Source organism: Sphingobacterium sp. UGAL515B_05 (assembly GCF_033097525.1).
GTDB lineage: Bacteria > Bacteroidota > Bacteroidia > Sphingobacteriales > Sphingobacteriaceae > Sphingobacterium.
This window is the reverse complement of record NZ_CP109907.1, coordinates 3,674,700-3,699,858: the sequence shown is the minus strand read 5'-3', so window position 1 is coordinate 3,699,858 and position 25,159 is coordinate 3,674,700. Positions and strand designations below refer to the sequence as shown.

The 25,159-nt window shown below is 44.4% G+C and carries 12 protein-coding genes; all 12 read right to left on the bottom strand.

What is annotated here, in order from left to right:
- Positions 1-124 precede the first annotated feature (124 nt).
- Positions 125-2,608 (bottom strand): DUF4982 domain-containing protein, encoded by a 2,484-nt coding sequence (locus OK025_RS15125; RefSeq protein WP_317664952.1) that lies wholly within the window; start codon positions 2,606-2,608, stop codon positions 125-127.
- 64 nt (positions 2,609-2,672) lie between these two features.
- On the bottom strand, positions 2,673-3,695 hold the full coding sequence (locus OK025_RS15120) for an arabinogalactan endo-beta-1,4-galactanase (protein WP_317664950.1): 1,023 nt from the start codon (positions 3,693-3,695) through the stop codon (positions 2,673-2,675).
- Positions 3,696-3,731: 36 nt separating this feature from the next.
- Positions 3,732-4,784, bottom strand: a complete 1,053-nt coding sequence (locus OK025_RS15115) for a DUF5111 domain-containing protein (protein ID WP_286771053.1) — start codon at positions 4,782-4,784, stop codon at positions 3,732-3,734.
- A gap of 111 nt (positions 4,785-4,895) precedes the next feature.
- Positions 4,896-6,461, bottom strand: coding sequence for a RagB/SusD family nutrient uptake outer membrane protein (locus OK025_RS15110; RefSeq protein ID WP_317664946.1), 1,566 nt, complete (start codon positions 6,459-6,461; stop codon positions 4,896-4,898).
- Between the two features lie 32 nt (positions 6,462-6,493).
- On the bottom strand, positions 6,494-9,478 hold the full coding sequence (locus OK025_RS15105; protein WP_317664944.1) for a SusC/RagA family TonB-linked outer membrane protein: 2,985 nt from the start codon (positions 9,476-9,478) through the stop codon (positions 6,494-6,496).
- A gap of 198 nt (positions 9,479-9,676) precedes the next feature.
- Positions 9,677-12,253: a hypothetical protein gene (locus OK025_RS15100; protein WP_317664942.1), complete on the bottom strand. Its 2,577-nt coding sequence runs from the start codon at positions 12,251-12,253 to the stop codon at positions 9,677-9,679.
- A gap of 149 nt (positions 12,254-12,402) precedes the next feature.
- A complete protein-coding gene (locus tag OK025_RS15095; RefSeq protein WP_317664940.1) occupies positions 12,403-16,305 on the bottom strand; it encodes an ATP-binding protein in 3,903 nt (1,300 codons plus the stop codon).
- 171 nt (positions 16,306-16,476) lie between these two features.
- A complete protein-coding gene (locus OK025_RS15090; RefSeq protein ID WP_317664938.1) occupies positions 16,477-17,661 on the bottom strand; it encodes a glycoside hydrolase family 76 protein in 1,185 nt (394 codons plus the stop codon).
- Positions 17,662-17,728: 67 nt separating this feature from the next.
- Positions 17,729-18,853 (bottom strand): glycoside hydrolase family 76 protein, encoded by a 1,125-nt coding sequence (locus OK025_RS15085; protein WP_317664936.1) that lies wholly within the window; start codon positions 18,851-18,853, stop codon positions 17,729-17,731.
- 13 nt (positions 18,854-18,866) lie between these two features.
- Positions 18,867-20,009: a SusE domain-containing protein gene (locus tag OK025_RS15080; protein ID WP_075993610.1), complete on the bottom strand. Its 1,143-nt coding sequence runs from the start codon at positions 20,007-20,009 to the stop codon at positions 18,867-18,869.
- 74 nt (positions 20,010-20,083) lie between these two features.
- Positions 20,084-21,709: a RagB/SusD family nutrient uptake outer membrane protein gene (locus tag OK025_RS15075; protein WP_317664932.1), complete on the bottom strand. Its 1,626-nt coding sequence runs from the start codon at positions 21,707-21,709 to the stop codon at positions 20,084-20,086.
- Positions 21,710-21,720: 11 nt separating this feature from the next.
- Positions 21,721-25,158: a TonB-dependent receptor gene (locus tag OK025_RS15070; RefSeq protein WP_317664930.1), complete on the bottom strand. Its 3,438-nt coding sequence runs from the start codon at positions 25,156-25,158 to the stop codon at positions 21,721-21,723.
- Between the last annotated feature and the right edge of the window lies 1 nt (position 25,159).

Sequence of the window (25,159 nt, the reverse complement as noted above, 5' to 3'; positions counted from 1 at the left end):
TCTTTATTCTTTTTACGGCTATCAATACTTCGATGTAATTATCCAAGCACGGACCAAGAATAATCCTATTTTGGCCAAGATTAATACGATTATCGGGAGCTCATATAAGTATATATTATTACGGTCAAAACGTTTTAGAATTTACGGTCTGTACAGTTAATACCCCCTCTTTTAAACCTCTGCATTTCGCCTTGATCTGAATCTTTCCCGATTTTTCGCCTGCCTGAACAATCAAGGTAAGCTGTCCATTGAATAAATGCATCTGCGGTTTATGAAAAGCCTCCAGATTGGTTGGATCACCGTTAGCCAAGGCTTTAAATGTACCATCGCCAACTACGTCAAATTGGATCAGTTCTGCGGCCCGTGGGCAGAGGTTCCCCGCTTTGTCCACTGCTTTGACAGGGATGTAGGCTAATGCACGGCCATCAGCAGAAATGGAATCATGAACTGCATCCATTTCAATCCTGAAGGGTTTTCCCGCCGTACGGATTATTTTTTCGGCCGCTGGTTTTCCAGATTCATCGTAAGCTACGACTTTGACTTCTCCGGGTTCGTATACCGTATTCATCCACATGAGGCGGTAACGCTCCTGTGAAGAAGCCTTACTCTTGCGCTGTATTCCCTGACTTTTCCCATTGATAAAAAGTTCGGCACTTGGATAATCTGTGTACACGAAGACAGGGGTTTCTTTTCCCACACGCTCAGGCCATGTCCAATGTGGAAGTATATGCAGGGTATGCTCATTTCTATTCCATAAACTTCGGTACAGATAATAACGGTCTTTGGGAATGCTCGCCAGATCAATAATACCGAACATGGAACTATGGTTGGGCCAGGCATCTGTATCGTAAGGGGAAGGTTCGCCAAGATAATCAAAGCCTGTCCAGACAAATTGCCCCATGGTCCAATGATGATCTTCCGCCAAGGCAAAATCCTCATCCGGAAGGTTGGACCAAGAGCAATATTCCATATCGTAAGAAGACGACTGATGATCGGAATACAACATATCACCTTTTTTTAGCACCGGAAATTTATAAACGCCCCTTGAGCTCACTGTTGATGCCGTTTCCGAACCCAACACTAGATTTTGGGGTAATCGGGCATACGCCTCTTCGTAACGGTGCGCGCGATAGTTTAATCCCGGAACATCCAACAGACTAGCAAAACCATTTTCCAGCACACAGCTTACCTGATCCATACCGCAGGTCACTGGTCGGGACGGATCCTCACGATGGCATATATCCTGTAAAAACGAAGCTACTTTATAGCCTTCAGCACTGCATTGTGTGGGCACTTCATTTCCAATGCTCCACATCACGACAGCAGGGTTATTTCTAAAATGACGAATCATGTTGACCATATCCCGTTCGGCCCAATCCGCAAAAAATCGATGATATCCATTTTTACATTTCGCAATATCCCATTCGTCAAAAGGTTCAATCATCAGCATAAAGCCCAATTCGTCACATAAGGCAACTAATTCCGGAGCCGGCATATTATGTGCCGTACGAATGGCATCGCAGCCCATATCTTTGAGTAATTCCAATTGATAACGAAGAGCCGAAACATTGATTGCAGCCCCCAATGGTCCAAGATCGTGATGATTACATACACCCTGAAACTTTCGGATTTTTCCATTTAACATAAATCCCCGGTCGGCAATAATACGAACCTCCCGAATCCCAAAACGGGTTTCAAAACTGTCTGTCAATTTGCCGTCTACAAATACTTGCGTGGAGGCCCGATACAGATTTGGATGTTCGGGGCTCCAGAGGGCAGGGTTTAGCACTTCAAGATTTTGCACGAAAGGCTTGCCATAATTTAGTTTTTGTTGGTTTTCCTTCTGCGCAACCACCTGCCCCGCCGCATCCAAAATCGCAGTTACCATTCGTACCAACTTGCCATCGGCATTCTTTAAACTGGTTTCAAGCTTAACTGAGGCTAGACTGTCCGATACAAAAGGCGTCGTGATATACGTGCCCCAAACAGGTACATGGATCTTCTCCGTCACGATTACATGCACATTGCGATAAAGTCCAGCACCGGGATACCAGCGTGATGACTGCGCTTTATTTTCCAACCGCACAGCAACTGTATTATTCATCCCGTCCGGATGTAGCAATTCGGTCACATCACAATGAAAAGCATTGTAACCATAGGGCCAAAAGCAGGCTTCCTTTCCATTGACATAGACCCGGGCTTCACTCATTGCACCATCAAATTTCAGGACCACGCGTTTATTGAAGGGATTGAATTGTGGAATATCAAATTTGGTACGATACCAACCCACCCCCACATAAGGCAAACCGCCAGTACGGCCCGTTTTTACTGTTGCCTTTTTCTCTCCATTCTGTGTCACCGCAACATCCTGCAGATCGTGTGACCGGTCAAAGGGCCCGAAAATAGCCCAATCATGCGGTACAGTGACCTTTTTCCAGGCCTTATCATCCAATGTTACTGATTCTCCATGAACAACCTCACCCTGAAAAAAACGCCAGTTTTTCTCCAACAGGAAGGATTGGCGTGAAGACTGTCCGCACGAATTGCCCGGAACAAGTAGGAATAAAAGAAACAAAAAATAAGTTGTACGCAGTAATAATCTCATCATCAATTCATGTGTTTATAGTCTACAGTTCATTTTTTTCATTGTCATTCAGCGGCTTAAATATACTTTATTTAAAAGCATTCAATGCTTTTGTTGGGCGCCCATTATTGTCAAATGCGCCTAGGGTATAGCCATTCCACCCACCATACGCCAAAGGCTCCCAATAGAATATACCCAGTACTTTCTGATCGGGCACACTATTGACCGCGTTGAAAAGATCCTTTAACCATATTTCAGCACTATCTGCTTCATCCCAGCTCATCCCCACCTCGCAGATCATCACTTCTGAATTGTATCGGGCAACCATATCGTTGATGTTGCTGATGCAGGCCGCATTGCGCTCTTCCCAGTTTTCCGGGGTCGGATAAAGTGACATGCCAATTACATCCCATTTCCCACCGTTGTTTTTCAGACCGTCGAACATCCAACGAAACAAGTTATTGTCAAACCCATTATGCAGATGTACGATCACTTTTGCTGCCGGAAACACCGCTTTTACCGCATCATAGCCGGCATTATTCAATGTGGCATAATTAGCCATACTGACAGAGGCTTTTCCATCTTCCCAAAGCATCCCATTGCCCGTTTCATTACCTACCTGCACCCATTCAGGCGAGATACCACTATCTTTTAGCAATTGAAGAACCTCCGTTGTATGATCACTAACAGCCTTCTTTAACCCATCAAACGATAAGCTCTTCCATGCGGCAGGTTTTGTCTGCTGTCCCGGATCCGCCCAGGTGTCACTGTAATGAAAATCCACCATAATACGCATGCCCAGATGATGCGCCCGACGAGCTTTGACCAGTACGTCATTCTTGTTGCACCAGCCTTGTTGGGGATCTACCCAAACACGCAGACGTACCGCATCCATGCCCAGTCCACGCAAGATTTTCAGCCCATCCACTGCGCTGCCTCCTGCATTAAAAAATTGCACACCTGAGGCTTCCATTTCAGTAATCCAGCTCACGTCTGCACCTTTTGCCAAATGTGTTTTAGGTACATCCACCTTAAGATTATCTTTGTCGTTGCAGCCAGACAAGCCCAAACACAAGCCTATCAGGGCCAACATTATTTTTACTTTTTTCATCCGATTATTTCATTTAAGAACCCGTCCCTATCTATTTTATTCCACATGATATTTGAATTGTTTTGGATCGCTTAGATCAAGAATCAATGTATGTGTACCGATCTTATCATAAGCGAAGCCAGTTCCATCGGCCGTATACAAAGCACAGTTTCCATCGCCCTCTGCTGCGCCAAAAAACCAAGTCCAGCTGCCATTGATCAATACCTTAATTCCCCATTGTTCGGCTGCCGTTGTCGTGATGCTTGCTTTCCAAACCTTCGCCGTCTGGTCATATACCATTGGTGTTGCTGTTGCACTCCAACCATTAAAATCGCCCGTTACCGTCATGGATTCTACGGAAGTCTCTTTCCAGGCCAATTTGTTGACATCGGCTGTCAAGTATAAGTATCCACCTTTACTCGTCCAGCAATTCCAGCGATCAGCTCCGCTATACAAGATATATTGGCTACCATCCAGGGGATAAGAACCATAGATGAGCGATGCACTCGCGCTTTCTGCATTGGTTAAATAGAAGTTGTACCATTGGTCGAGACGCACAAAACCATCGTAAAAACCATCTTCCTTTCTCGAACACAATTTCCATGGAAATTGCGTAAACTCTTTATTCGATAGATAGAGATAGGCTGCATCCTCAACGGGCTGGTAAGCGGTAACATTAAGGGCAATCACATTGCTGTAGAGCCAATCTGTATTGGTTCCCAATCGTGAAGCAATACGGACATAAAACACATTCTTTTCATCAGGCAAAAATCCCATTCCCGTGACAAGGTTATTCAATTGTTCATGCGTATAGCTGAGCGAGCTTGCTACCTGTTCGATACTTTTGGAGACAGCAGAAAAAGATGGATCAGCAGCAATTTCTATTTTATTTTTTAAAGCCGACTGAGCCACTGGTTCATCGCTAGCCAAAATCGCCTCATCCCAGACAAGCTGCAGGGCCACCGCCTTGCGGTCAGTAGATTTTAAGACCAGTTCTGTTGTACTGCTGTACAATACCGCAGGTTTTATCCCACTGACAGCCGGTGTCCCACCCTCCTTTTTACAGGCAACGAAAAGCAACACCAGGATATAGAGTGTCAATTGTTTCATATGTATCATTATCTTTAAAAGTCCATATGGGAATACCCGGATACTCTCCGCAGCATATGTGCTCAAATAGCAGGATATCCCCATAGATTTAGTTATTAATGCCAGTCGTCGCTAGTAGCCAGGATTTTGGATCAAATTCGGGTTAGCGCTCATATCAGTGGTTGGAATCGGATACAGATTGAATTTTGCATCCACAGAGCGGCCGTTCATGTCACCGCCTTTCCATTGCCAGAGGTAATTGCTACCGGTAAATTTCCCAAATCGAATCAGGTCTGTGCGACGCGTACACTCCCAAAACAGTTCACGCCCGCGTTCTGCAAGGATAAAATCCAGTGTTAGCTGCGCCTGGTCAATGGCTCCGGCCGAACTGCCATATCCCCGCTGACGGATACTGTTTACCAACCTGATCGCTTCCTGTACACTTCCTCCGCCCCCGCGCAGTACAGCCTCAGCATACATTAGATACACGTCGGCCAGGCGGATCATCGGGAAATCAGTACTCACCAAACCTTCATCTGTGGTATAGGTACCATCATCTTTCAAATTTGTAAACTTAACAAGCCCATATCCCTGACTCGAGGCAGCGGGATCTTCGACATCCAGGGACTGGCCGTTTTTCCAAAAATCACCTCTTTTGTCTTCCGCCTGAAAGAGTGCCACAAATTCGCGAAGTGTACGAAAACTATTCCAGCCGGAAAGCACACCGTAATCCGATGATTTCATGCTTCCAACAATAGGGCCGTTGACAAGATACGTTGTCGCACCCCATGTCGTTGTATGCGCTACATCGGCCTCTATCGGGAAAATAATTTCATTGGTCCGTTTATCATTATCAGCATTAAATACCTGCTTATAGTTCGCATTTAAGGAATATCCAGCATCAATCACTTTTTTCGCATAGTTCAGGCATTCGGCATTACGTGCTGTGCCCGTATAAACTTGAGCATTCAGATAATTTTTGGCCAATAGGGACCAGGCAGCGGCACGGCTTACCCGGCCATACTCATTTTGACGTGCTTCCGGTAAGATCGTTTCGATTTCTGTCAATTCTTTTTCAATAAATGCAAAGAGATCAGCCCGTGTCATCCGTGGTGGAAAAAATGCAGCTACCGGATCCTTTTCAGTCACAAAAGGAACGTTCCCATAAAGGTCCATTGCATGACTATAGGCCAATGCACGCAGAAAACGCGCTTCGGCTGCAAACTCCAAAATTTGTGCCTGCCCGGCCGAATTAAAAGTCGCCAGCTTCTCTGTTGTTGCATTCCGTAGAAATTCATTACAGATCGCTACCGTATAATAGATCCGATAATACATGGCATTGACCCAGGTATCGGAAGCTCCCCAGGTCATATACTGGATATCGGTCATATTGTCGCCTCCTGCCCATGTATAGATCACCTCATCAGTCGGTACCTCCTGTAAGTTAAAATACACCCGAAGGTACCCCCAGGAAGCCGTGCTGCCCGCCATATCCGGATCGGCATCACCACGTCCATTGCCCGCAACGGCAAATGAGGCATACAATTTAGCAAGCACAGCCCGGTAACCATCCACAGAGGTGTATACCGACTCCGAAGTCGTTTCTACAGTAGGATACTGGTTTAAGTCCTTTGTACAGGATTGCAGCAATGCGATTATACCCAACAATCCAAAACAATATCTTTTTATATTTTTCATCGCTATATAAGTTTTCTTTTTTGAGGAAGCCATTAAAAATCCATATTGAGACTCAGGGAGAAAGTTCTTGAGCGTGGGTAGAACGAGCTGTCGAATCCACTCGGAACCTCAGGGTCCATACCGCTATATTTGCTCACAATAAAAACGTTCTGAGCTACTGCACCCACACGCAGATTGGAGATCTTACCCACCTGACCAAAATTATAGTTCACCGACAGGTTTTCCATCCGAAGGAAGGAAGCATTTTCGACATAATAATCCGAATAATATTGTCTGGTCTGGAATTGGGTATTCAAGTAATCCCGATGTAAGTTATTGATCGACGCATCCACATATTGAACTGTCTCCCAAGCACTGAGGTTCATTTTGGTATTATTGAATACGTAGTTACCCAGATTTGCACGTAGTGTCGTTGCTGCTGTCCATTTTTTGTAGGTTAACTGCGTATTCAAACCAAAGAGCCATTTTGCTGCCGGCGATTGATAGCGGTACAAGTCTTTTTCGTTGATCGCTCCATCACCATTCAGATCCGCATATACACCTTCGAGCGGCTTGCCAGCCTCATTGTACAACTGTTTGTAGACATAAAACATGTAAGGCTGATACCCCGTTGTCAGAATCTGGATACCACGACCACTGACATTCGGTCCCACATAAGTTCCCACGGCATTCGCATCCTGCACCAGAGCTATATTGGTCACTTTTGTATGTTGATTAGTCGCATTGAAATTGACTTCCCAGCGCAAATCATCCTTTTGTATAGGTACGGTATTCAGTTGAAATTCGAAGCCACTGCTTTCGACATTACCTACGTTAATAGTCGCATTCTGGTCAAAATTGGTTCCTGCGGCTACAGGCACATTGGCCAATAGATCATGCGTTTTTCTTGTGTAATAGTCAATTGCACCAGACACCCTGTTTTTCCACAAAGCGAAATCCAGGCCGTAGTTAAATGCTTTGGTCGTTTCCCAGCGTAAGTCCCGATTGTAAACCGATGGTCTATACACCAGATGGTACTGATCGCCGAAACGATACTGTGCATAGGCTGTTCCCAAATTGTATACCGGCAAATATTCGTAATTTCCGATTCCCTCCTGCTGCCCTGTAACACCGTAACTCGCACGGAGCTTTAGATCGTCCAGGAAAGAGATTCCTTTCATGAAAGACTCCTGCGAAAGACGCCAGGCCAAGGCGACTGAGGGAAATGTCCCCCAGCGGTTTTCGGGACTGAATCGGGAAGTTCCATCCTTACGGACCGTAGCGGTCAATAAATAACGGCTATCGTAATTGTAATTGATCCGTCCGTACCAGGAAATCAGGGTATGTCTTTCGTCAGATGCAATAGCAGTCGAGCGTATATCACCAGCTTCGTTGTAGTATACTATCGGTGGCCGTCGGGCACTCCAATATTGATAATCGTGACCTGCTGTCACATCAATTGTACTTTTAATTTCCGGGAAGAACTTGTTATAGTTTAGATAGCCTGTAAACAATTTATTTTTAAGCGTCTGTTCATAACGGTCAAAAGCGCCTCCAATCGTAAAATTATTGGCCGCACTTGCCGGAATAAGATTCGATCCATTTCCTTTGGCATAGTCATATCCGAGTGTTACGTGCGCTTTCAATTCAGGCAGCGGATGGAATTTATAATCGAGGTCAAGGTTACCCACGGCTCTATTGACTGTGCTACGGTGTTTTTCCTGCTTGAGCAATCCCAGTGGATTGAGGTTTGCACCTGTTGCCGGAAGGCCCGCATTATCCAAACTCTCGTAATAGCCGCCATACGCATCTGCCCCAGAATAAATCGGTTGCGTTGGATTAAACGCTACAGCAGACCATATCGCATCGGTATTGGCAAAACCGTTGTTGTTATGAGCACCTTTAACATTTAAATTTACGGTCAGGTGTTTATTAAAAAAAGTGGGATTTAACACCAAAGCGCCCGTCACGCGCTCCGTTTTGTCGGTCCGCAAAGTCCCTTGCTGATTATAATAGCCCACCGATGTACGAAAAGGCAAGGTTTTACCGATCTTTCCCTGTAGACTTAAATTATTATCCGTTCCGATGGCATCCTGAAAAACCTCAGACAGCCAATCTGTTGAGGCATTGCCCAGTAAAGCCTTTTGGGCAGTGCTTCCTTTGGTGTTGATCAGCGAGGCAAACTCGTCGCGCGACATCATATCAGCCACTCCCATAGCCTGCTGCATAGACACGATTGAAGAAAAAGAAAGTCGCAAGGCATCTCCCTTACCCTTCTTTGTTGTAATCAATAATACCCCGTTTGACGCTCGGGATCCATATATTGCGGTCGATGATGCATCTTTGAGCACCGTCATGCTTTCGATATCATTCGGATTGATCAGACTGAGAAAATTGCCACTATTGCCGCTAATACCACCAGTCTCTAGCGGTACCCCATCCAATACGATCAATGGATCGTTGCTGGCACTCAAGGAGGCTCCTCCACGGATCCGTATCGTACTCCCGGAAGAAGGTGAACCGCTGTTGGACATCACCTGCACACCAGCTGTTTTTCCATTGATCAGCTGTTCGGGAGAGCCGACAAGTCCACTGTTGAAATCCTTGCTTCCGACCGTATTTACGGCACCGGTTAGATCCTTTTTTGTTGTACTACCATAACCTACGATGACGAGCTCTTCCAGCACATTTCCCGCAGGGACCATGCTGACATCCACGGATGTTCCCCCTACAACCGTCAAGGTTTGGCTACTGTAGCCTACAACAGAGAATAGAAGCTGGGATTTACCCCTGGGCAATGAGATACGGTACGAGCCATCACTCGCTGTTGAAGTGCCCACCGTAGTTCCGGCCACCAATACTGTTACACCTGCCATCACCTGCCCTTGCTCGTTGCGGACCACCCCACGGACATCCTGTTGTTGCATCGACCCGATCCACTTGCTTTCCCCCTTCGTTGCAGCATAAAGCTGCGTTTCCCCAAGACAGGATAGCAAGGACAAGCCCAATAAACTTGTTTTAAATGCAAAACCCTTCATTGTTTAAAATTTAGATGTGTTTATAATTGTTTTCTTTCCCTTTATTATATTCTTTGTACTCCTTATCGCTTTGTTAAGCCTTCCCCTAAAAAAACGACGGCGTTTTTTTAGGGCATCACCCTGCTACAAACTTTGATCCTTACAGCCTGACGGATTATATCCATGCCCTAATAATCTATCGTATTAAGCAGCTGATCGCTATTCGAGCCATATCGCAGCTATGGATAGTGCCACCCCTTCCATCGTTTCGCCTGAAACGATTAGTTTTTCGATCTCCCTTTTGTCAAATTGAACCGGAACCGTGGGCTTAAAAAAACGTTCAAGAAAAACAGGATAAGGAGCAGGTAGCAAAGCCGTAGGCACAAGCTTTAGGTCGGCTAGATCCAAACGGACCACTGTTTCACCGGATGCCCCAATAGCTATATTATCCACATAGGTATACCCTTTTTTTGTCACAAACCCAGCATTCAGTAGCGGATTCCCGCCCTCATGTTTCAAGAGTATACAGAGCTTTGTGGCAGCAGCGATACCCGCAGGCCGTTCAGCAATTGTCGATTTGATATCTTTTACCCAAAAATACTGTACCCCCGAATCCTTGGCATGAAAGGTATACGTCCAAAAAGGAACTTTACTGAGATCATGATGCTCCCGTTGCGCAGTCATGTAAGCCGTTTCCGGAATAGCGAAAGTTTCCAAAGAAGAGACTTTGGAGAAGGATTCAAAAAGCCCTATAGGCGCACGCTGCTCATATAAGCCCACGGTCCAATAACTATTGACGCGATAATTCCATTCCAGTGGGGCTCCAGTCTGATTGTCTGGGTAAGTAATTTTTTCACCACCCACAAACACAGTAGCTGTATATTTCAATTCATTGCCGACTAATAAGGATGCCGGGATGTCCGCTTCATAGGTACAGTTATCTGTGGAGATCAACTTGATGTAGGGATTATGATCTTTCCAAAACGAAACCTGATCCGTTTGTAGAATAATGGAATCGGGCTGTTTTTCAAAAACATAACGGAACTGCAATTTGGTAGAGCGCCCTTTTTCCAATACTTCGGGCTGCTGGTGTATCAATAAAGGCTGCTTCAGGGCTTCCGTTTTTGGCGCGTAATATTCGCCCAAATGGCCATTTTTCCAGGGCGAGGAAGCTAGCCAGCTATTTTTCAGCTGGAGATTCTTACGCTTTAACAGATATACGCCAGGCTTAACACTAAAACTTGTTTTAGTGACTGAAATAGCTTCATCGCTGTTGTTTTTCCCTAACAGTGACCGGACGGTAAACAGATCGCCTAGATCAGGAATCCGAATATCGATCATCTGTGACCGATACAGGATATGTACCACCTCCCGATCGAGCGATGGCTTGGCAAAAGGATCAGCGATTTTTTCTGCATCCGGCATAACCTCCAAACGCCATAGACCATCTTCCAGTCGATCTAAAAAATAAGCACCAGATCCACCGTACTCCACCACAGGTGATGAGCCATGACCGGCAATATGTTGCAATTTCACTGGATTTAAAGGCCTTACCGTCGTATTATTGGTGTAAAAATACTTATCCTGCGCATTCATCAGGGAGAGATCCTGCTCATAACTAACGCTAAAATCGCCAAATAGGGTGTCTTGAGGGTACTGTTCAAACTTTTTATTTCTCGGTATCGTATAAGCCACCTCTGCAGCAATCATGGTACTCAGTGCTTTTGCCGGTGTATAAGCCAAATTGAGATAATGTGTCTGATATTCGGTATTGTAGGCTGCAATATCCATCGGATCGTAAGCAAACTGAGTGATCCACTGAAATCCCGCCGAACGAAATGTGCGGCTCATCGCGGGATGCATATAGCTGTAGAGATTATCAGCAGGATCATATTCGTAAACTGCTTTCGCTTTGTTGGCGAAGCCTTTCAAGTTTGAAAAAGGGATGTCGTACTGATCAATGTAAGGAAGAAAATTCCCCTGACGTTCCCGTCCAGCAACCAGTCCCACAGGATACCATTGATAAGTTGTGCCTTGGATATCAGCATCAAAATAAGCCTTAACATGTTCCATATTATGACTTACATTGTAGAAAATCGGTTTTTTATTCCCGCTTTTCTTCATGGCATTCACCATTCGACCGATATAGTCCGACGTCGTCTGAATGGCACCTGTATGGCAAGGCTCATTATTTATTTCAAAGCCTATGATGTAAGGGTCCGTCTGATAAGCATTTCCGGTATACGGGTTGACATGATGAAGTAACTGGGTAATGTATTTTTCTTGAGCAGCTATCGCCTGTGGATTAGCATGCACCGCACACTTATCATAATGATACGTAAATGCATCTGTATTTATATTTCTTTCAGGATAACCATTACCAAAATTGGTCATTCCCGTAATCAGGATCCTAATTCCCCTTTCCTGAAGTTTAAAAAGTAGATAATCCAGTAGATCAAGGTGTTCATTGCTGATCAGGTTACCATTTTTATCGGAGATTTCTACATCCCAAATATGGATACGATAAGCGTTATATCCCAAACGGGCGAAGTGATAAACGTCCCGATCAATAGCCCGCTTTCGATCAATGCCTTTATCGTGTAAAGCCCGAAAGGCATGGGCAAAAGGAACGGTATAATTGACGCCATAAAATGAAGCTTCAGCTTTGGAGTCGGACCAGCGCATGACACCTTCACGGTCGACAAAAACTGTAGGAACCTTTTTAATCGCCTTCGATTGAGCGTAAGAATTGACATAGCCCAAGAGAGCAAAGCAGCATAAAATAATTACACGCATGGATTGTATCGATTTATAATTTTTTGGTTATTACTCTTACAAACCTATCAAACGTGATTATTTTTTAAAGCCACATATCGGACAAAGAACAACACAAATTGGACATCCCCAACCACCCAAAACAACAAACAGCACTAACAATCAATTATTTACAAATAACCCTCCATATATACCTTTGGTGACATCCCAAATTCCGATTGAAAACATTTTGAGAAATAAGAAGCATTGGAGAATCCGACCATATACATCACCTCGGAAACGGTAAACTTTTTTTGCTGTAATAACAATGCTGCTTTCTTGATACGAATGCTGCGTATATACTCCACCGGTGTATAGCCTGTTAGTTGCTTAATTTTACGATGGAGTTGTCTGGCGGCGACATCCGTGAGCTCACTGAGCCGCTGCACCGAAAATTCCGAATCGTCTAAATTTTCTTCGATCAGCTGTGTCACATTGGTCAGAAATTTTTCATCCGGTGAATGTACAGCTATTGCTTCTGTGGGTTTACTGATTTCGTCGATACGCAATTGAGCGACAATCTTATCTTTCCTATCCAAGAGCTGCAATAGCTGTATCTGGAGCAAGTCCAGATCAAAAGGTTTCGCCATATAAGCATCTATGCCGACGGCAACCCACTCGCGTCTGATCAGCTCATCGTTTTGTGCTGTCAGCAAAATGATCGGAATGGTTGCCGTCACGATATTTTGTCGTAGTTTTTTCACCATTTCAATCCCCCCCATATTGGGCATCATGGCATCAGTGAGAATAATGTCGGGCACAAAAGTATGTCCGTCGATCAAGCGTAAGCCCTCGCTACCATCACTCACAATGCGGCAATCGTAATGTGGCTGCATGGCATTTCGTAAAAAATCAGCGAGTTCGGCATTATCTTCGACGATCAGTAGTTTTCGTTTAGCCCCTACCGGTATGCTATCGGTCTCATCCTTATCGTTTACATGGTCATGTTTCCAACTAAGCGTTACCGCTGTGCCCTTTTGATCGCTCGCTATATCAACGCTCCAGCCCAACTGCTCACAATAACTTTTGACCAGGTACAGACCAACGCCCGTCCCCTGTACAGCACTCACTTCTTTCAGGGAAGAACGATAGAATTTGCTGAAGACATAAGGCAGGTCTTCGGGTGCTATACCAATTCCTGTATCCCGAACGATAAGCTTGACATCCGGACCAATTACTTTCAGCTGCAGTTCCACGCTACCCTCCGGACGATTATACTTACAGGCATTAGCGATGAGATTGTTGAGAATCGATCCCAGTTTGGCTACATCGGTCTGTATAAAAAAGCTCTCTACATCGGTAACAAAGTCAATATGGACGGTACTGTACTCAGGCACCTGCTGCCAGTCAGCTATAATTTGTCTGCTATAGGCGACCAGATCCATCTGAGAGGTAAGCAGGCCCTGCAAGGGCGTCTGTTGCTGCTCGACCTGATCAAAAGTCATCAATTCCTGGATGAGATGACTGATTTTTAAGGCATTTCGATGAACACCATCCAGCTGCTTCTTTTTGTCACTGTTCTTTGTCTGCCGCATCATTTGGCTGACAGGAGCCAGAATTAGGCTTAACGGGGTTTTCAGCTCATGCGACACAGCTGTCAGGAAGTCCATTTTCATCTTTGTGAGCTCAAGTACCTTTCTCCGTTCGCGTCTTTCCCATTTTAGTGTACTGCGAACCCTGAAAAAATTGACGACCCAAAATAGCAGGAAAATAACAATGAGGACGTAAGCAGCTTTAGCCCAATAGCTTGCATACCATGGATAACGGATCTGAATATGGTAGGTATAAATCTCCGACACAACATGACCGGCGACATCCACTTTAGCCAACTGAAGGTTGTAGTTACCCGAACTTAAGTTGGACAGGAGCACTTTGTTATCACCCCGTTCCATCGGAATCCAGGTTTCATTTTTCCCTTTAAAAGCATAAGCTAGGCGATAGCCCAAATGATTTCCATAATCCAAATCGGAAAATTCAAGCCGGAGGTTATTCTGATCATGCGCCAAAGTGATCTCGTTTTTATACCGTAAGCCATAGTCGTAATTACCGAAACGTTCATTATTGACATACATTGCGGTGAGCACAATCTTTTTGGAACCATCCAGATCCGCTAGCTCATTTTGCGCGGGCAACAGGACCACCTCATCAATTCCTCCCAGCACCACTTGTTCCCGCTCGGCATCGTAGTACATTGAGGATATCCTTTGTCCGTATCTTAACAATTCAGTTTTTAAACTCTGCTTATTAACCTGCCATACCCCAGTACTTGTTGCCAGCCAGATGCTTTCTTTGACCTCGGCCATGGCAGTTACTTCTCCTTTACCAACAGGATCAAAACGAACCAATGTATTTTTCCCGTCTGGAGCAATACGCCTCAATTCGCCATGTTCCCCTACCCACACCGTATGCTGCCCATCCTTCAGCATAAAGGTCGCCTGATCCAATGCATGCCCAGCGCTGTCTTTAAGTTCCGTTATTTTCCCTGTGGCCACATCAATGCTACTGATCCCCTTATTATAGAACAGCGCCAAGATCTTCCCCCTACCATTGTCAACGATCTGATTGGAAAAATCTTCCAGAAGACCGTCAGCTTTACTGAAATTACGGCTTGCTATGACCGGGCCCGTCGCCTCCAATAAACGGCTTCGGCTGACGACAAATATTCCCCCCATATAGGAGGCCACCCAGAGATTATCCTGTCCATCTTGTAAGATGTCGTACGACCATTTCGCATTTCGTCTTCCACTGGCATCGACAATTGTAAAGGTTTTAAACTGTTTCGTATGCGCATCAAACACATTGACGCCGCCGTCTGAGGCTATCCACACCAATCCCGCATGATCCTCAAATATATCCCGGATACGGTTGTGTGCCAGACGATAGGTCTTGGCATCCATACGGTACCAGCTGCTTTCCGTATTTTTGTCGTCCAGCCCACGTACACGGATCAAACCATTATCGCCGCCCAGCCAATACCAGCCATTGCGATCCCTGTTAATTTTATAAAAACGGTTGCCGTCGCTGCTCGCAGTCAATTGATAGATCGGCAGTATTTTTTCCACCTTACGGTTGGACCATAAGGAAAATCCCAGGTCTGTACCCAGCCAGATATTTTCCGACCGATCCTTAAAGATACTCCACACGATGTTATTGGCCAGCGAGTTTCTATTCCGGGAATCATGTTTGATCCGTTTGACCAACTGCTGATCCAGCTGATACGTAAAAAGACCATCATCCGTACCGACAAGCAAGGTGTTGGAATCTTTGGAAGCCATCGCTTTGATGGGATGATTTTGTAATACCGGAGTTTTCTGAAGTGTATGGTTCTTCGTATTATAGCGATACAAGCCATATTCAGTTCCCACATAGGTACTTGCAGATTCCGGAATAGAAAATATAGAATTCACAAATTGATTACTCCCCGGCCTATAATCTGGGAGCGGTAGAGGAACAATATCTTTTTTTGATGGATTTAATTCAAAAAGTCCATTATACGTACCGATTAAGATTCTATCGCCCACCTTTTCCAGTGCATACACGGCCGTTTTCGATTTGTTCTTTGGAAAAGAATTCTGATAATCGATAAGTTTACGTGTCTTGGTATTATAGCAATACAAACCACTTATTGAACCTATCCACAAGGTGTCGCCAACAAGGAGCAAAGACCTGACATCTCCAGGTCCCCCTGTCGGAAAAGATTCAAATCGGTCGTACTGATAGTTATAGAGCAGCACTCCCTGCCCTGTCCCCAATGCGAAATGTTTATTATCGATCAGCGCAATACAGTAAACGAACGTCTGAAAAGGAGATTTGGTCCCCGTGAGCGGCTGTAGTGCATAGCCATCATAATTAAATAACCCATTGTTACTTCCGAGCCAAAGCATCCCCAAGCTATCCTGTGCAAAAGAGTGGACTGTATTTGCATTCGTTCCCAAGGAAATATTGCGAAAAGAGGGATAATCCAGCGATTGCCCGAAAACAGCCGTACCCACGAAGGAACAGACAAGTAACCAATAGAAATAAAGAGATTGCATTTTTTATAAGCGCTATACCACAAACTTAATTATTTCAAATGGAATACCACTTATTCAATCAATCGCCCCAAGCGGAAATAGCATCCTGTAACAGGAGTTGAATAACCGCGCGATGGAAGCAATCGAACTTGGTCGCGCCTCCCTATCGTCGTCAGCAAATTCATACATGAATTAATATCCTAGTTTTGCCAAACGTGCATACATCTCCACAAAAGCGCATTGATCTAACAGCCACTTGGATTTTTGCTTTTTCTCCAAAGTCCAGTCGACATCAAACAGTCCGTCCTGATCCCTCATCTTATACCATGCGCGGTCTAGGTTTTTCGCAAAAATATCAATATAGGTTCTATTTCCGTCCTGTTCCAATAAACTGATGTATCCCCTCATCATTACAGCATGGAACCATAAATTACTATTCTTTAACATTGGAAAAGTATCTTGGTCCGTGGTCTGAAAAAAATACGCTAAACAAGCTTTTGCTAGCTCTTGGGCATCGATCAGATATTTTTTTTCCTTGGTAAGCTTGTAAAGCAACGCTGCTGCTTGCAACATCTGTCCGGAATTATAGGAATACTTGGCCTTACCAATATTTCCATTGAGCTGAATATTATCCCAATAGAGTTTATCCGTTGGGTCTTGCAGACCTGCCTTTGTCCAGTCATAGAGTTGTCGTGCTTCATTCAGATAGCCCCCCTCTTTAGTAGCTTCAAAGAGCTTTAGTGCAAATACTGCCGCAGGAGCATTGGAACAGGTATTTTTAGATTCCTTTTTCTGTTCACACCAATAGATTCCACCACCGAGCTTGTCATCCGCGCCGCTTTTTACAAAAGCCCAGATCTCTTTCGCATGCTTAAGATAATCGACCTTTTTTGTCTGCAGGTAACTATCGGTAAAGTCAATACCCAACCAGACGTTATCATCATAAAACCGGTCTGATGCCGGAGCAGAATTGATATAGGACGCATAACCAACGGGCTCTCTGGAATGATCCCTATATTCCATTAATCCCGGCAGCACGCGTTGGTCTAAGATCTTTTGGTAAAGCGCTTTGTTCTTTGGGAGTTCCATCAATGTGTTTACAGCGGAAAAGCTCCCCGAGAAGGGCCATAGGTAAGCATATTTCTTTTGCCCGGCTGCCTGTTCGGGATTATCCAGATAGTCCGCTTTAAAGGTTTCGTCGAAGGGATATTTCTCAGTCAACAGTTGATTTTTGGTATTTCCATACTTAGCGTAAATAATAGCTAACGTTCTTTGGGCACGTTCGGCAGACTGTCCTTTATTGAATTGCCCATAGCCTGTTAAATAGCATAAACCCGACAGCAGCATAGTCGTCGTTATCTTAGTGATTTGTCTCATCAGCATATGTATTTTAAGAAGCCGTCGAAACCTTTTGGGTCACGAAGGCTTCTTTGTGTTCATTCCATTATTTTAATTTATTTTCATAGCTTGCTAATCCTTCAAAAAGCATCGCAGCACTTGCATAGGCAGTGATTTCACTGTTGCCAATAGGTGGTTGGGCCCAGGACGGACCAAAGAACAGCGTCGGTAGACTTGTTCCCTTGGTCCAGGCAATTTTACCATTATTGACCAAAAATTTCTCAAACTTACTGCGGTAGGCTACATCAATTCCTTCCTGATTTAAATAGTCTACAAAATATCGTATAAATATCCCTTTAAACAATGCGCCGTCGCCGCTTCCCTCGTCGCGCAAAATATTATTCCCGCCATCGATACAACGTGTGATTGTGTAATAACTAATTTTTTGCGCATCAACCAGATAAAGCTGATCTTTAGTAATCTTAAAAAGCTCCACTGCGGTACCAAGGAACGTCCCCTGATTATAAGTCAGTGTTGTCATATCCACATTACCTGTCTGACCATTAATATTGTCATAAACAGCGCCCGTTGACGGATTGTACAGTGTTGCTTTTTGCCATTCGTAGATCTTCTTGGCCCAGGTCAGATAGTTTTCATCTTTTGTCAAACGATATAGTCTAGCTGCCAGAATACTAGCTGGCCCATTCGAGCAAGCATTTTTGCTATAGCGCATATCTTTCTTCCAAGCCAATCCACCGCCTGCATATTGCTCATCCCATGCGCCAGCAATATCTGTCCATAAAAGCAATACCGTGTCGAGGTATTTTTGATCCTTGGTGATTTCATATAAGCGCAATATGGTCAGTGCATTCCATTCCATGTCATCATAGAATACGTTATAATAAGTATTGCCATTTTTGATCTTCACACCTTCAAACCATTTGCTGAAATAGGCACTATATCTGCTGTCCTTCGTTCGTAGATAGGCATCGATAACAACATCCATCGCATGTGCATTGGGCCAATATTGAAATCCCAGATCGGATTGATTGATCGCATTGTTAAAATACCCGGACTCATTCCAGAATCCGGCAATCATCTTATCGGAAACCTGCGTTGCAATAGTTGTCCAGCTTTGCTGTACAGTGTCGTCATAGGGGTAGCTGTCCTCAATCTTGGTGCATCCTAAGAGTAGAAACAATAGGGATGACAGTATAATCATTTTATTCATGGGGTCTCCTCCTTTAATTTGGTACGACAGTATGCGTATAGTCTTTGTCGCCTTGTAAAATCATCGATATTTTTGTTGGATGGCCGTCTACTGCATCCGCAAATTTCCATTTATCGTCCCACTGTGAAAGATTGGGCAATATTCGGACGAAATAATAAGAAGGAGCTGATGAACTATTGGGAGGACTGTCCGTCCCGTTTTGAGTTCCCAGCTGTAAGGTCTCAGCCTTTCCGGCCTTGACGGTTTCCATCTGGAACTTATACCGTTGGTCACGGCCCCAACTTTCCTGTTTAAAATTGATGATACCAGTTGCAGACCAAATTCCCTTACCTTGATAAGGTAGATCCAACACCACAGCTCCGGACGGAGAAAAATAAACGCCCATGTTTTTGATCTCTGTGTAAGTAACTGCTGCCACATTGAAATCAATTCGAATACGATATACTGCCGTCTTGGCAATGCTGTTACTTCCGGTTTCACCTTCTTTTATTTTGGTTTGATCTTCCGAATAGAAAACACGCCCCTCAGCAGACTTGCGATCCGTAAAGGTGTATTTTTTTCCGGCTTCCAATTTTGTAAAGATCTCATATTCACCATTACCTACCAATTTAAAAGGTAAAGATGCGGCAACATCCGTTCCACCCTCAGTCGCCTCTCCAGTGATAAATAATTCATCGGGGATCTCCGCAAAGCCTTCCAGTGTTTTGATATTCAACACTTTCTTTGCTTTGCTCAATACCCGTTTCATTCCACGGATAGCATATACGGACCAGATCACATCGCCGCTCTCACCAGGGTTAATCCCAGCTTTCGTTGCTACCTGATTCAATATTTTGTGACTAATATTGGCGCCGTTTGAGTTTCCATTATTATCCGACGTGACTGTATAAAGAGGTTTGCTGAAATCGCCATCGAGCTTATCAAAAACAACTTCATATTGCGCTGCCCCACCGTCGGCCACCAATGCCGACTCCCATTCAAAATAGAGCGCGGCGGAACTGGAGCTTAATAATTTGACAGCTTTTCCATCTGCAGGGGCATATAGGTTCTCAACAGCCGACACCTCTGCGTCGGCGTATTTCATATCGTCTTTTTTACAGGAAACGATGCTCGCAGCCAATGCGACCATTGCTATAACTTTAAAATACCATTTCATGTCTATATCATTAATTTATGGTTCGAAACGTACATTTTTTTAATGCGCCGTTTGCGCTAGTTTTTTAATTAAATTTAGTTTGAGTAGCCCTGATTGTTAGGCAATAAATTTTTATTTAGATCGATCTGGGTTCGTGGTATCGACCAGAGATAATCTCTACTTTCATCAAATCGGCGGATATCCAGTTTGATATTACTATTGTTACCACCATATTTAGCACCCAATACCTGGCCGTCCAAATAGGTTTTACCAGCTTTCCAGCGCATGATATCATAGTAACGCAATCCCTCAAGAGCGAGCTCACTTCGCCGCTCATTTCGGACAATTGTTTTCAGATCCCCGGTAGTCGGAAAGTCCAATGCTTTTGATGCTTCAAAACCAGCCCGCTGACGAATAGGTCTGATCGTCATATCCCATACTGCTGCATTGAGTTGTCCCAGTGCTTCTTTTGCTTCTGCATACATCAATAAGATATCGGCGTACCGAAACATGATGATGTTCAATCCGGCATCGTATTTTACCGTTGCTGTTACATCGTAGTATTTCTTTACGTAATACCCTGTGGCGGAAGCGTTGGCACTTGCGCCCTGATATTCGTCGAGGCGTTCCTTATCTGTTGTACCAGAGCCGGGTTTGATAAAGATCTTGCGTGTTGTACCGTCAAAATCAGTCCATTGTCCACCATGAAAAACGATGGTTGCGGCCATACGTGGATCGCGGTTGACATAGGGATTATTGTCGTTATATTGCGGATCCGTAGCAATGGTATTTCCGCCCAGTGTCAAATAGTTATCGACCAGACTTTGTAATGGTGCATAACCGTTTAAACGTGCTTGTGCAGAGATCGGTGCTGCATCATATAACTTATTCCACGTTTTTAATAAAGGTACATAGGCATAATCCAGAATAACCTCTGAATTATATTCATTGGCTGCAGTAAACAACTCCGGATAACTGCGGAATAAAGCGTAAGTACCAAATTCCGTTTGTTTTTTCATCAGATTTTCACAGTACTCCAATACTTTATTCCAGTTGCTTTCATAGAGGTATGCCCGGGCTTGAAAGGCTGAAGCGGCCCCCTTGGTAATCCGGCCACGGTCGTCTACCGGTAAAGCATCTCTGTTCGGTAGATCGGCCATACATTGATCCAACTCTTGATGAATAAAGGCCATAATAGTCGCTTTTTCTGTCCGAGGAAGAGTTTTAGACTCTTCCAGTGAGATATCTTTCGTGAAGAAAGGCACAGCGCCATAGAAATTAACAAGTCTAAAATAGAGAAATGCACGGATAAAGCGTACCTCGGCGATACGGCGTTTTTTGAGTGCCGCGTCCATTCCGGGTACACGCTCTACATTCTCCAGATAGACATGGCAGGTCTTAATACCGCCATAGAGATCGGACCACTCTGCCCCAAAACGGCCCAGTGTTGGATCGGCGGTTCCATTACGGATTGCGCGCTGGTCTGTGTTTGAGCGCCCCTCAAAAATATTATCACTCAGGGCTTCATCATTCCACATACGATCTGCTGAATACAGCTGATTATAGGCCATATTGACCATTTTTTCGGCGTTTTCTGGATAGTCCCAAAAATTTTCATCGGTAAAACGGTCTGTTGGCAGCGTATCCAACTTATTACAGGATGTTAATTGGAGAATTGCCATTAAACTCAAGCCTCCTATAAGTATCTTATATAGTTTCATTACATAAAAGGTTAGAATTGAATATTTAATCCACCGCCATAGTATTTCAACGTCGGATAATTGCGGGCACTATTGGCCGAACCACCCATGTTAGAATCAAATTCGGAGGATTCGGGATCTATCCAGGAGTTTTTGCTCAAAGTCAGCAGGTTTTGGGCATTGATGAAAAAGCGAACACGCTGCAATCCCAATTTCGACACTAGGTCTTTGGGTAACGAATAACCTACCTGTATATTTTTCAATCGAGCGTATTTCCCGTTGAAAAGATAGAGATCAGAATCTTTCCCAAAATTATTGGTCGATGCTGTCGATCCATTTGCAGTCAGTCGGGGCCAGCGTCCATCAATATTGGTCGGCGTCCAGTAATCGAGTTGATGCTGATAAATGGTATAGGAATAATTCTGATGAAATGGTTCGATCAATTCTCCCCGGATCATCATATCGCGCTTGCCTACCCCTTGCCAGAACATACTAAAATCAAAATCTTTATAATTCAGGTTATAGGTAAGACCAAATGTAAACCGGGGGAAACCATTGCCCAACACAAAGCGGTCGCGTGCATCGATAATTCCATCGTTATTGCGGTCGACATACTTTACGTCGCCGGGGCGCAGGTCTGCTGCCGTAATACCGCTCGGCAAGGCCGAAGTTTCAATATCCGTTATATTTTGAAAGAATCCGGCCATCTTGTACCCATAATAGGAATTATAGGGTAGCCCAACCCGCGTCAACTTAGTAATGTTATCGACTGTCGAAATACGGTCATCGCCGGGCATCGCAATAATCTTATTGTGACTATCGCCCATATTCGCATTGATCGTATGGTGGAAATCGCCTGTTGTAGCACGGTAGCTAAGGTTGATTTCCCATCCCTCATTGTTCATTTCACCTAAATTCTGGTTCTTTAGGGAGGTTCCGAAGGTGGAAGGTATTTGTGGCGACATCAAGATATCAACTGTACGCTTTTTAAAATAATCGAAACTGGCCGTTAATTTATCATGAAAGAAGGTGGCGTCCAACCCAACATTGAAATTATAGGTTTTCTCCCAGCGTAGATCCAGGCTGGCATAATTAAATCCCGCAGCAGAAACGGGTTTGTTGTTAAATCCATAGCTGTTCTGATAGGATTCATAGGTAAAATAATACGCATAGTCGTCTACGGCCTGATTGCCAAGAACACCATAGGTAGATCTTATTTTTAGGCTACCCACATGTTGTTTATACCAATTCATAAATACTTCGTCGGATGCCCGCCATCCGAGGGATCCCGAAGGAAAGAAGCCCCAGCGATTAGCTTTCGAGAACTTAGAAGACCCATCGTAGCGAAAGCTAAATTCGGCAAAATACTTACTTGCAAAGTCGTATCCGGCACGACCGAAGATTGAATTGATACTATTTTGTAGTGTCCCATTTGGTGTCACACGGGCACTCACGGGATCAATAACTGTCCCTGTCGTCGGTGTGCCGAGGACAGGATCAGTAAATTTCATTTTCAGTTCGTTTTGTCGGCGTGTATAGGATTCGTTGGATGCTCCAAACAGACCTGATACATGATGACTGCCAAAATTTCGGTCATAATCCAGGAGCAGTTGAAAGTTTAACAATGAAGCTTTTTCGTTAAAATCTTCGGTATTGCGGTCTGAATTAACGTAGACCTGTGCTTGCGTGGCATCTGGACTGGAATATAATGGCACCTGGATTCTACGGATAAAACGGTGATCTGCATAGATGTCCGCTCCGAAGATACCACGCAGTTTTAAACCTTCAAACAGTTTTGCTTCGAGATTCAGGTTGATATTGAAATAGTCGTTATCGTTTTTAATATAGCCGCCCTCATTCAGTTCGGCCAAAGGATTTTGATCTGTCAGTGCATTGTTGACAAGATATTTTCCATTATCAGCCTGCATGCGATAGTAGTAATAAGGCGGAAGTCTGGAAGCATTGATAATGGCACTTCCGGCCGTGTTGCTCATGTTGTTGTTGCGGGTATAGGCTAAGATTGAGGTCAATTTAAAACGTCCGATCTCTGTACTGAGGTTACTCCGCAGATTGTACCGCTTAATACCAAAGTCCTGTCCGACAAAGTTGCTGGGCTGATTGTAAAAGCCGCCGGAAAATAAGTAGGAACTTTTATCTCCACCGCCGGCCACACTGATATTATATTTTTGCTGGAAAGAGTTTTTCATGATTTCCGGCAAGTTCCACCGCTCGATATCCTGATGGGCATATAAGTCTGCAATAGCCTCAGGTGAAAACTGAGGGTCCATTCCTGAGTTGGTCAGTGCAAGATTACGAAGGGTCGCATTTTCATACCCTGCAACAGGTGAAAATAAAATCTTAGGTTCTTGCACGCCCCACTGGGTGCCGACAGTCACCGCAGGCCGCTGATTTTGGCGTCCTCTTTTGGTGGTTACCAAAATAACGCCATTTGCGGACCTCGAACCGTATATGGCCGTAGAACCTGCGTCTTTCAATACTGACACTGTTTCGATGTCATCCGGATTGATCTTATTGAGTGTTCCGCCTTCTGTAATAATTCCGTCGATCACCACCAGCGGCGCATTACTGTTTATGGTAGATATCCCACGAATATTGATATTCATCGAATTATCATTGGGGTCCATGCTTTTCTGTTGGATGGTCAAACTGGGGGAGGCTCCTTGAAGGGCTTGCGTTACATTGCCTACAGGTCGGTTTTCGAAAGTCTTCGCACTGATCTGGTCAACGGCCCCGACAACACGCTGACGTGTCGTGGTACCATAGCCGATTACGATAACTTCTTCGAGCTGACTGTTGCTATTTTTCATGATCACATTGAGCTGCCCCGATCCATCGGTCCGCAGGGAAGACAGTTCTCCGCTCAATGCATCATAACCAACAGAGGAGAATACCAGGGTTGCTTTGGGTGAGAGATTTGTGAGGGTAAACATACCATCACTATTCGTAGTAGTACCTATAGATTCATTTCCTTTGACCCGTACAGAGACATTTGCGAGCGGTTCGCCACGTTCATTGGTCACACGTCCCTTTACAGGGACTTGATTTGGGATCATCGTAAACTCCATCGGTACGGACTTTATGGAAGCTTTTGGCTTATCATAAATGACCACAGTCTTATTATCCAACTGGTACGACAAGGGCTGATCTTTAAAGATCTGGTCCAATACATCCGACAATTGACGGTCCCTAACTTTTATGTCAACAGGCTTCGCATTTACCATCTGCCTTTCCGTGTACAGAAAATTGTATCCCGTCTGAGATTTGAGTTCCCTAAATATTTTCTTAAGGCTCATGTTGGAGTATTCTAATGTTACCTTTTGTGCAAAGGTGGTAGCGCTAACCTGCATAAAAGTAACCAAGATAATTATGGTTGTCAATCGCATAATAAGCCATAGTTTACGGAATAGCAGATACGCTATCTCCTTTTTTCTGATATAATTTTGATACATT

What these genes read in the sequence shown, in the direction of transcription:
- OK025_RS15125 (WP_317664952.1), bottom strand. Translation starts at nt 2,608, where the DNA reads ATGATGAGATTATTACTGCGTACAACTTATTTTTTGTTTCTTTTATTC.
- OK025_RS15120 (WP_317664950.1), bottom strand. Translation starts at nt 3,695, where the DNA reads ATGAAAAAAGTAAAAATAATGTTGGCCCTGATAGGCTTGTGTTTGGGC.
- OK025_RS15115 (WP_286771053.1), bottom strand. Translation starts at nt 4,784, where the DNA reads ATGAAACAATTGACACTCTATATCCTGGTGTTGCTTTTCGTTGCCTGT.
- OK025_RS15110 (WP_317664946.1), bottom strand. Translation starts at nt 6,461, where the DNA reads ATGAAAAATATAAAAAGATATTGTTTTGGATTGTTGGGTATAATCGCA.
- OK025_RS15105 (WP_317664944.1), bottom strand. Translation starts at nt 9,478, where the DNA reads ATGAAGGGTTTTGCATTTAAAACAAGTTTATTGGGCTTGTCCTTGCTA.
- OK025_RS15100 (WP_317664942.1), bottom strand. Translation starts at nt 12,253, where the DNA reads ATGCGTGTAATTATTTTATGCTGCTTTGCTCTCTTGGGCTATGTCAAT.
- OK025_RS15095 (WP_317664940.1), bottom strand. Translation starts at nt 16,305, where the DNA reads ATGCAATCTCTTTATTTCTATTGGTTACTTGTCTGTTCCTTCGTGGGT.
- OK025_RS15090 (WP_317664938.1), bottom strand. Translation starts at nt 17,661, where the DNA reads ATGAGACAAATCACTAAGATAACGACGACTATGCTGCTGTCGGGTTTA.
- OK025_RS15085 (WP_317664936.1), bottom strand. Translation starts at nt 18,853, where the DNA reads ATGAATAAAATGATTATACTGTCATCCCTATTGTTTCTACTCTTAGGA.
- OK025_RS15080 (WP_075993610.1), bottom strand. Translation starts at nt 20,009, where the DNA reads ATGAAATGGTATTTTAAAGTTATAGCAATGGTCGCATTGGCTGCGAGC.
- OK025_RS15075 (WP_317664932.1), bottom strand. Translation starts at nt 21,709, where the DNA reads ATGAAACTATATAAGATACTTATAGGAGGCTTGAGTTTAATGGCAATT.
- OK025_RS15070 (WP_317664930.1), bottom strand. Translation starts at nt 25,158, where the DNA reads ATGTATCAAAATTATATCAGAAAAAAGGAGATAGCGTATCTGCTATTC.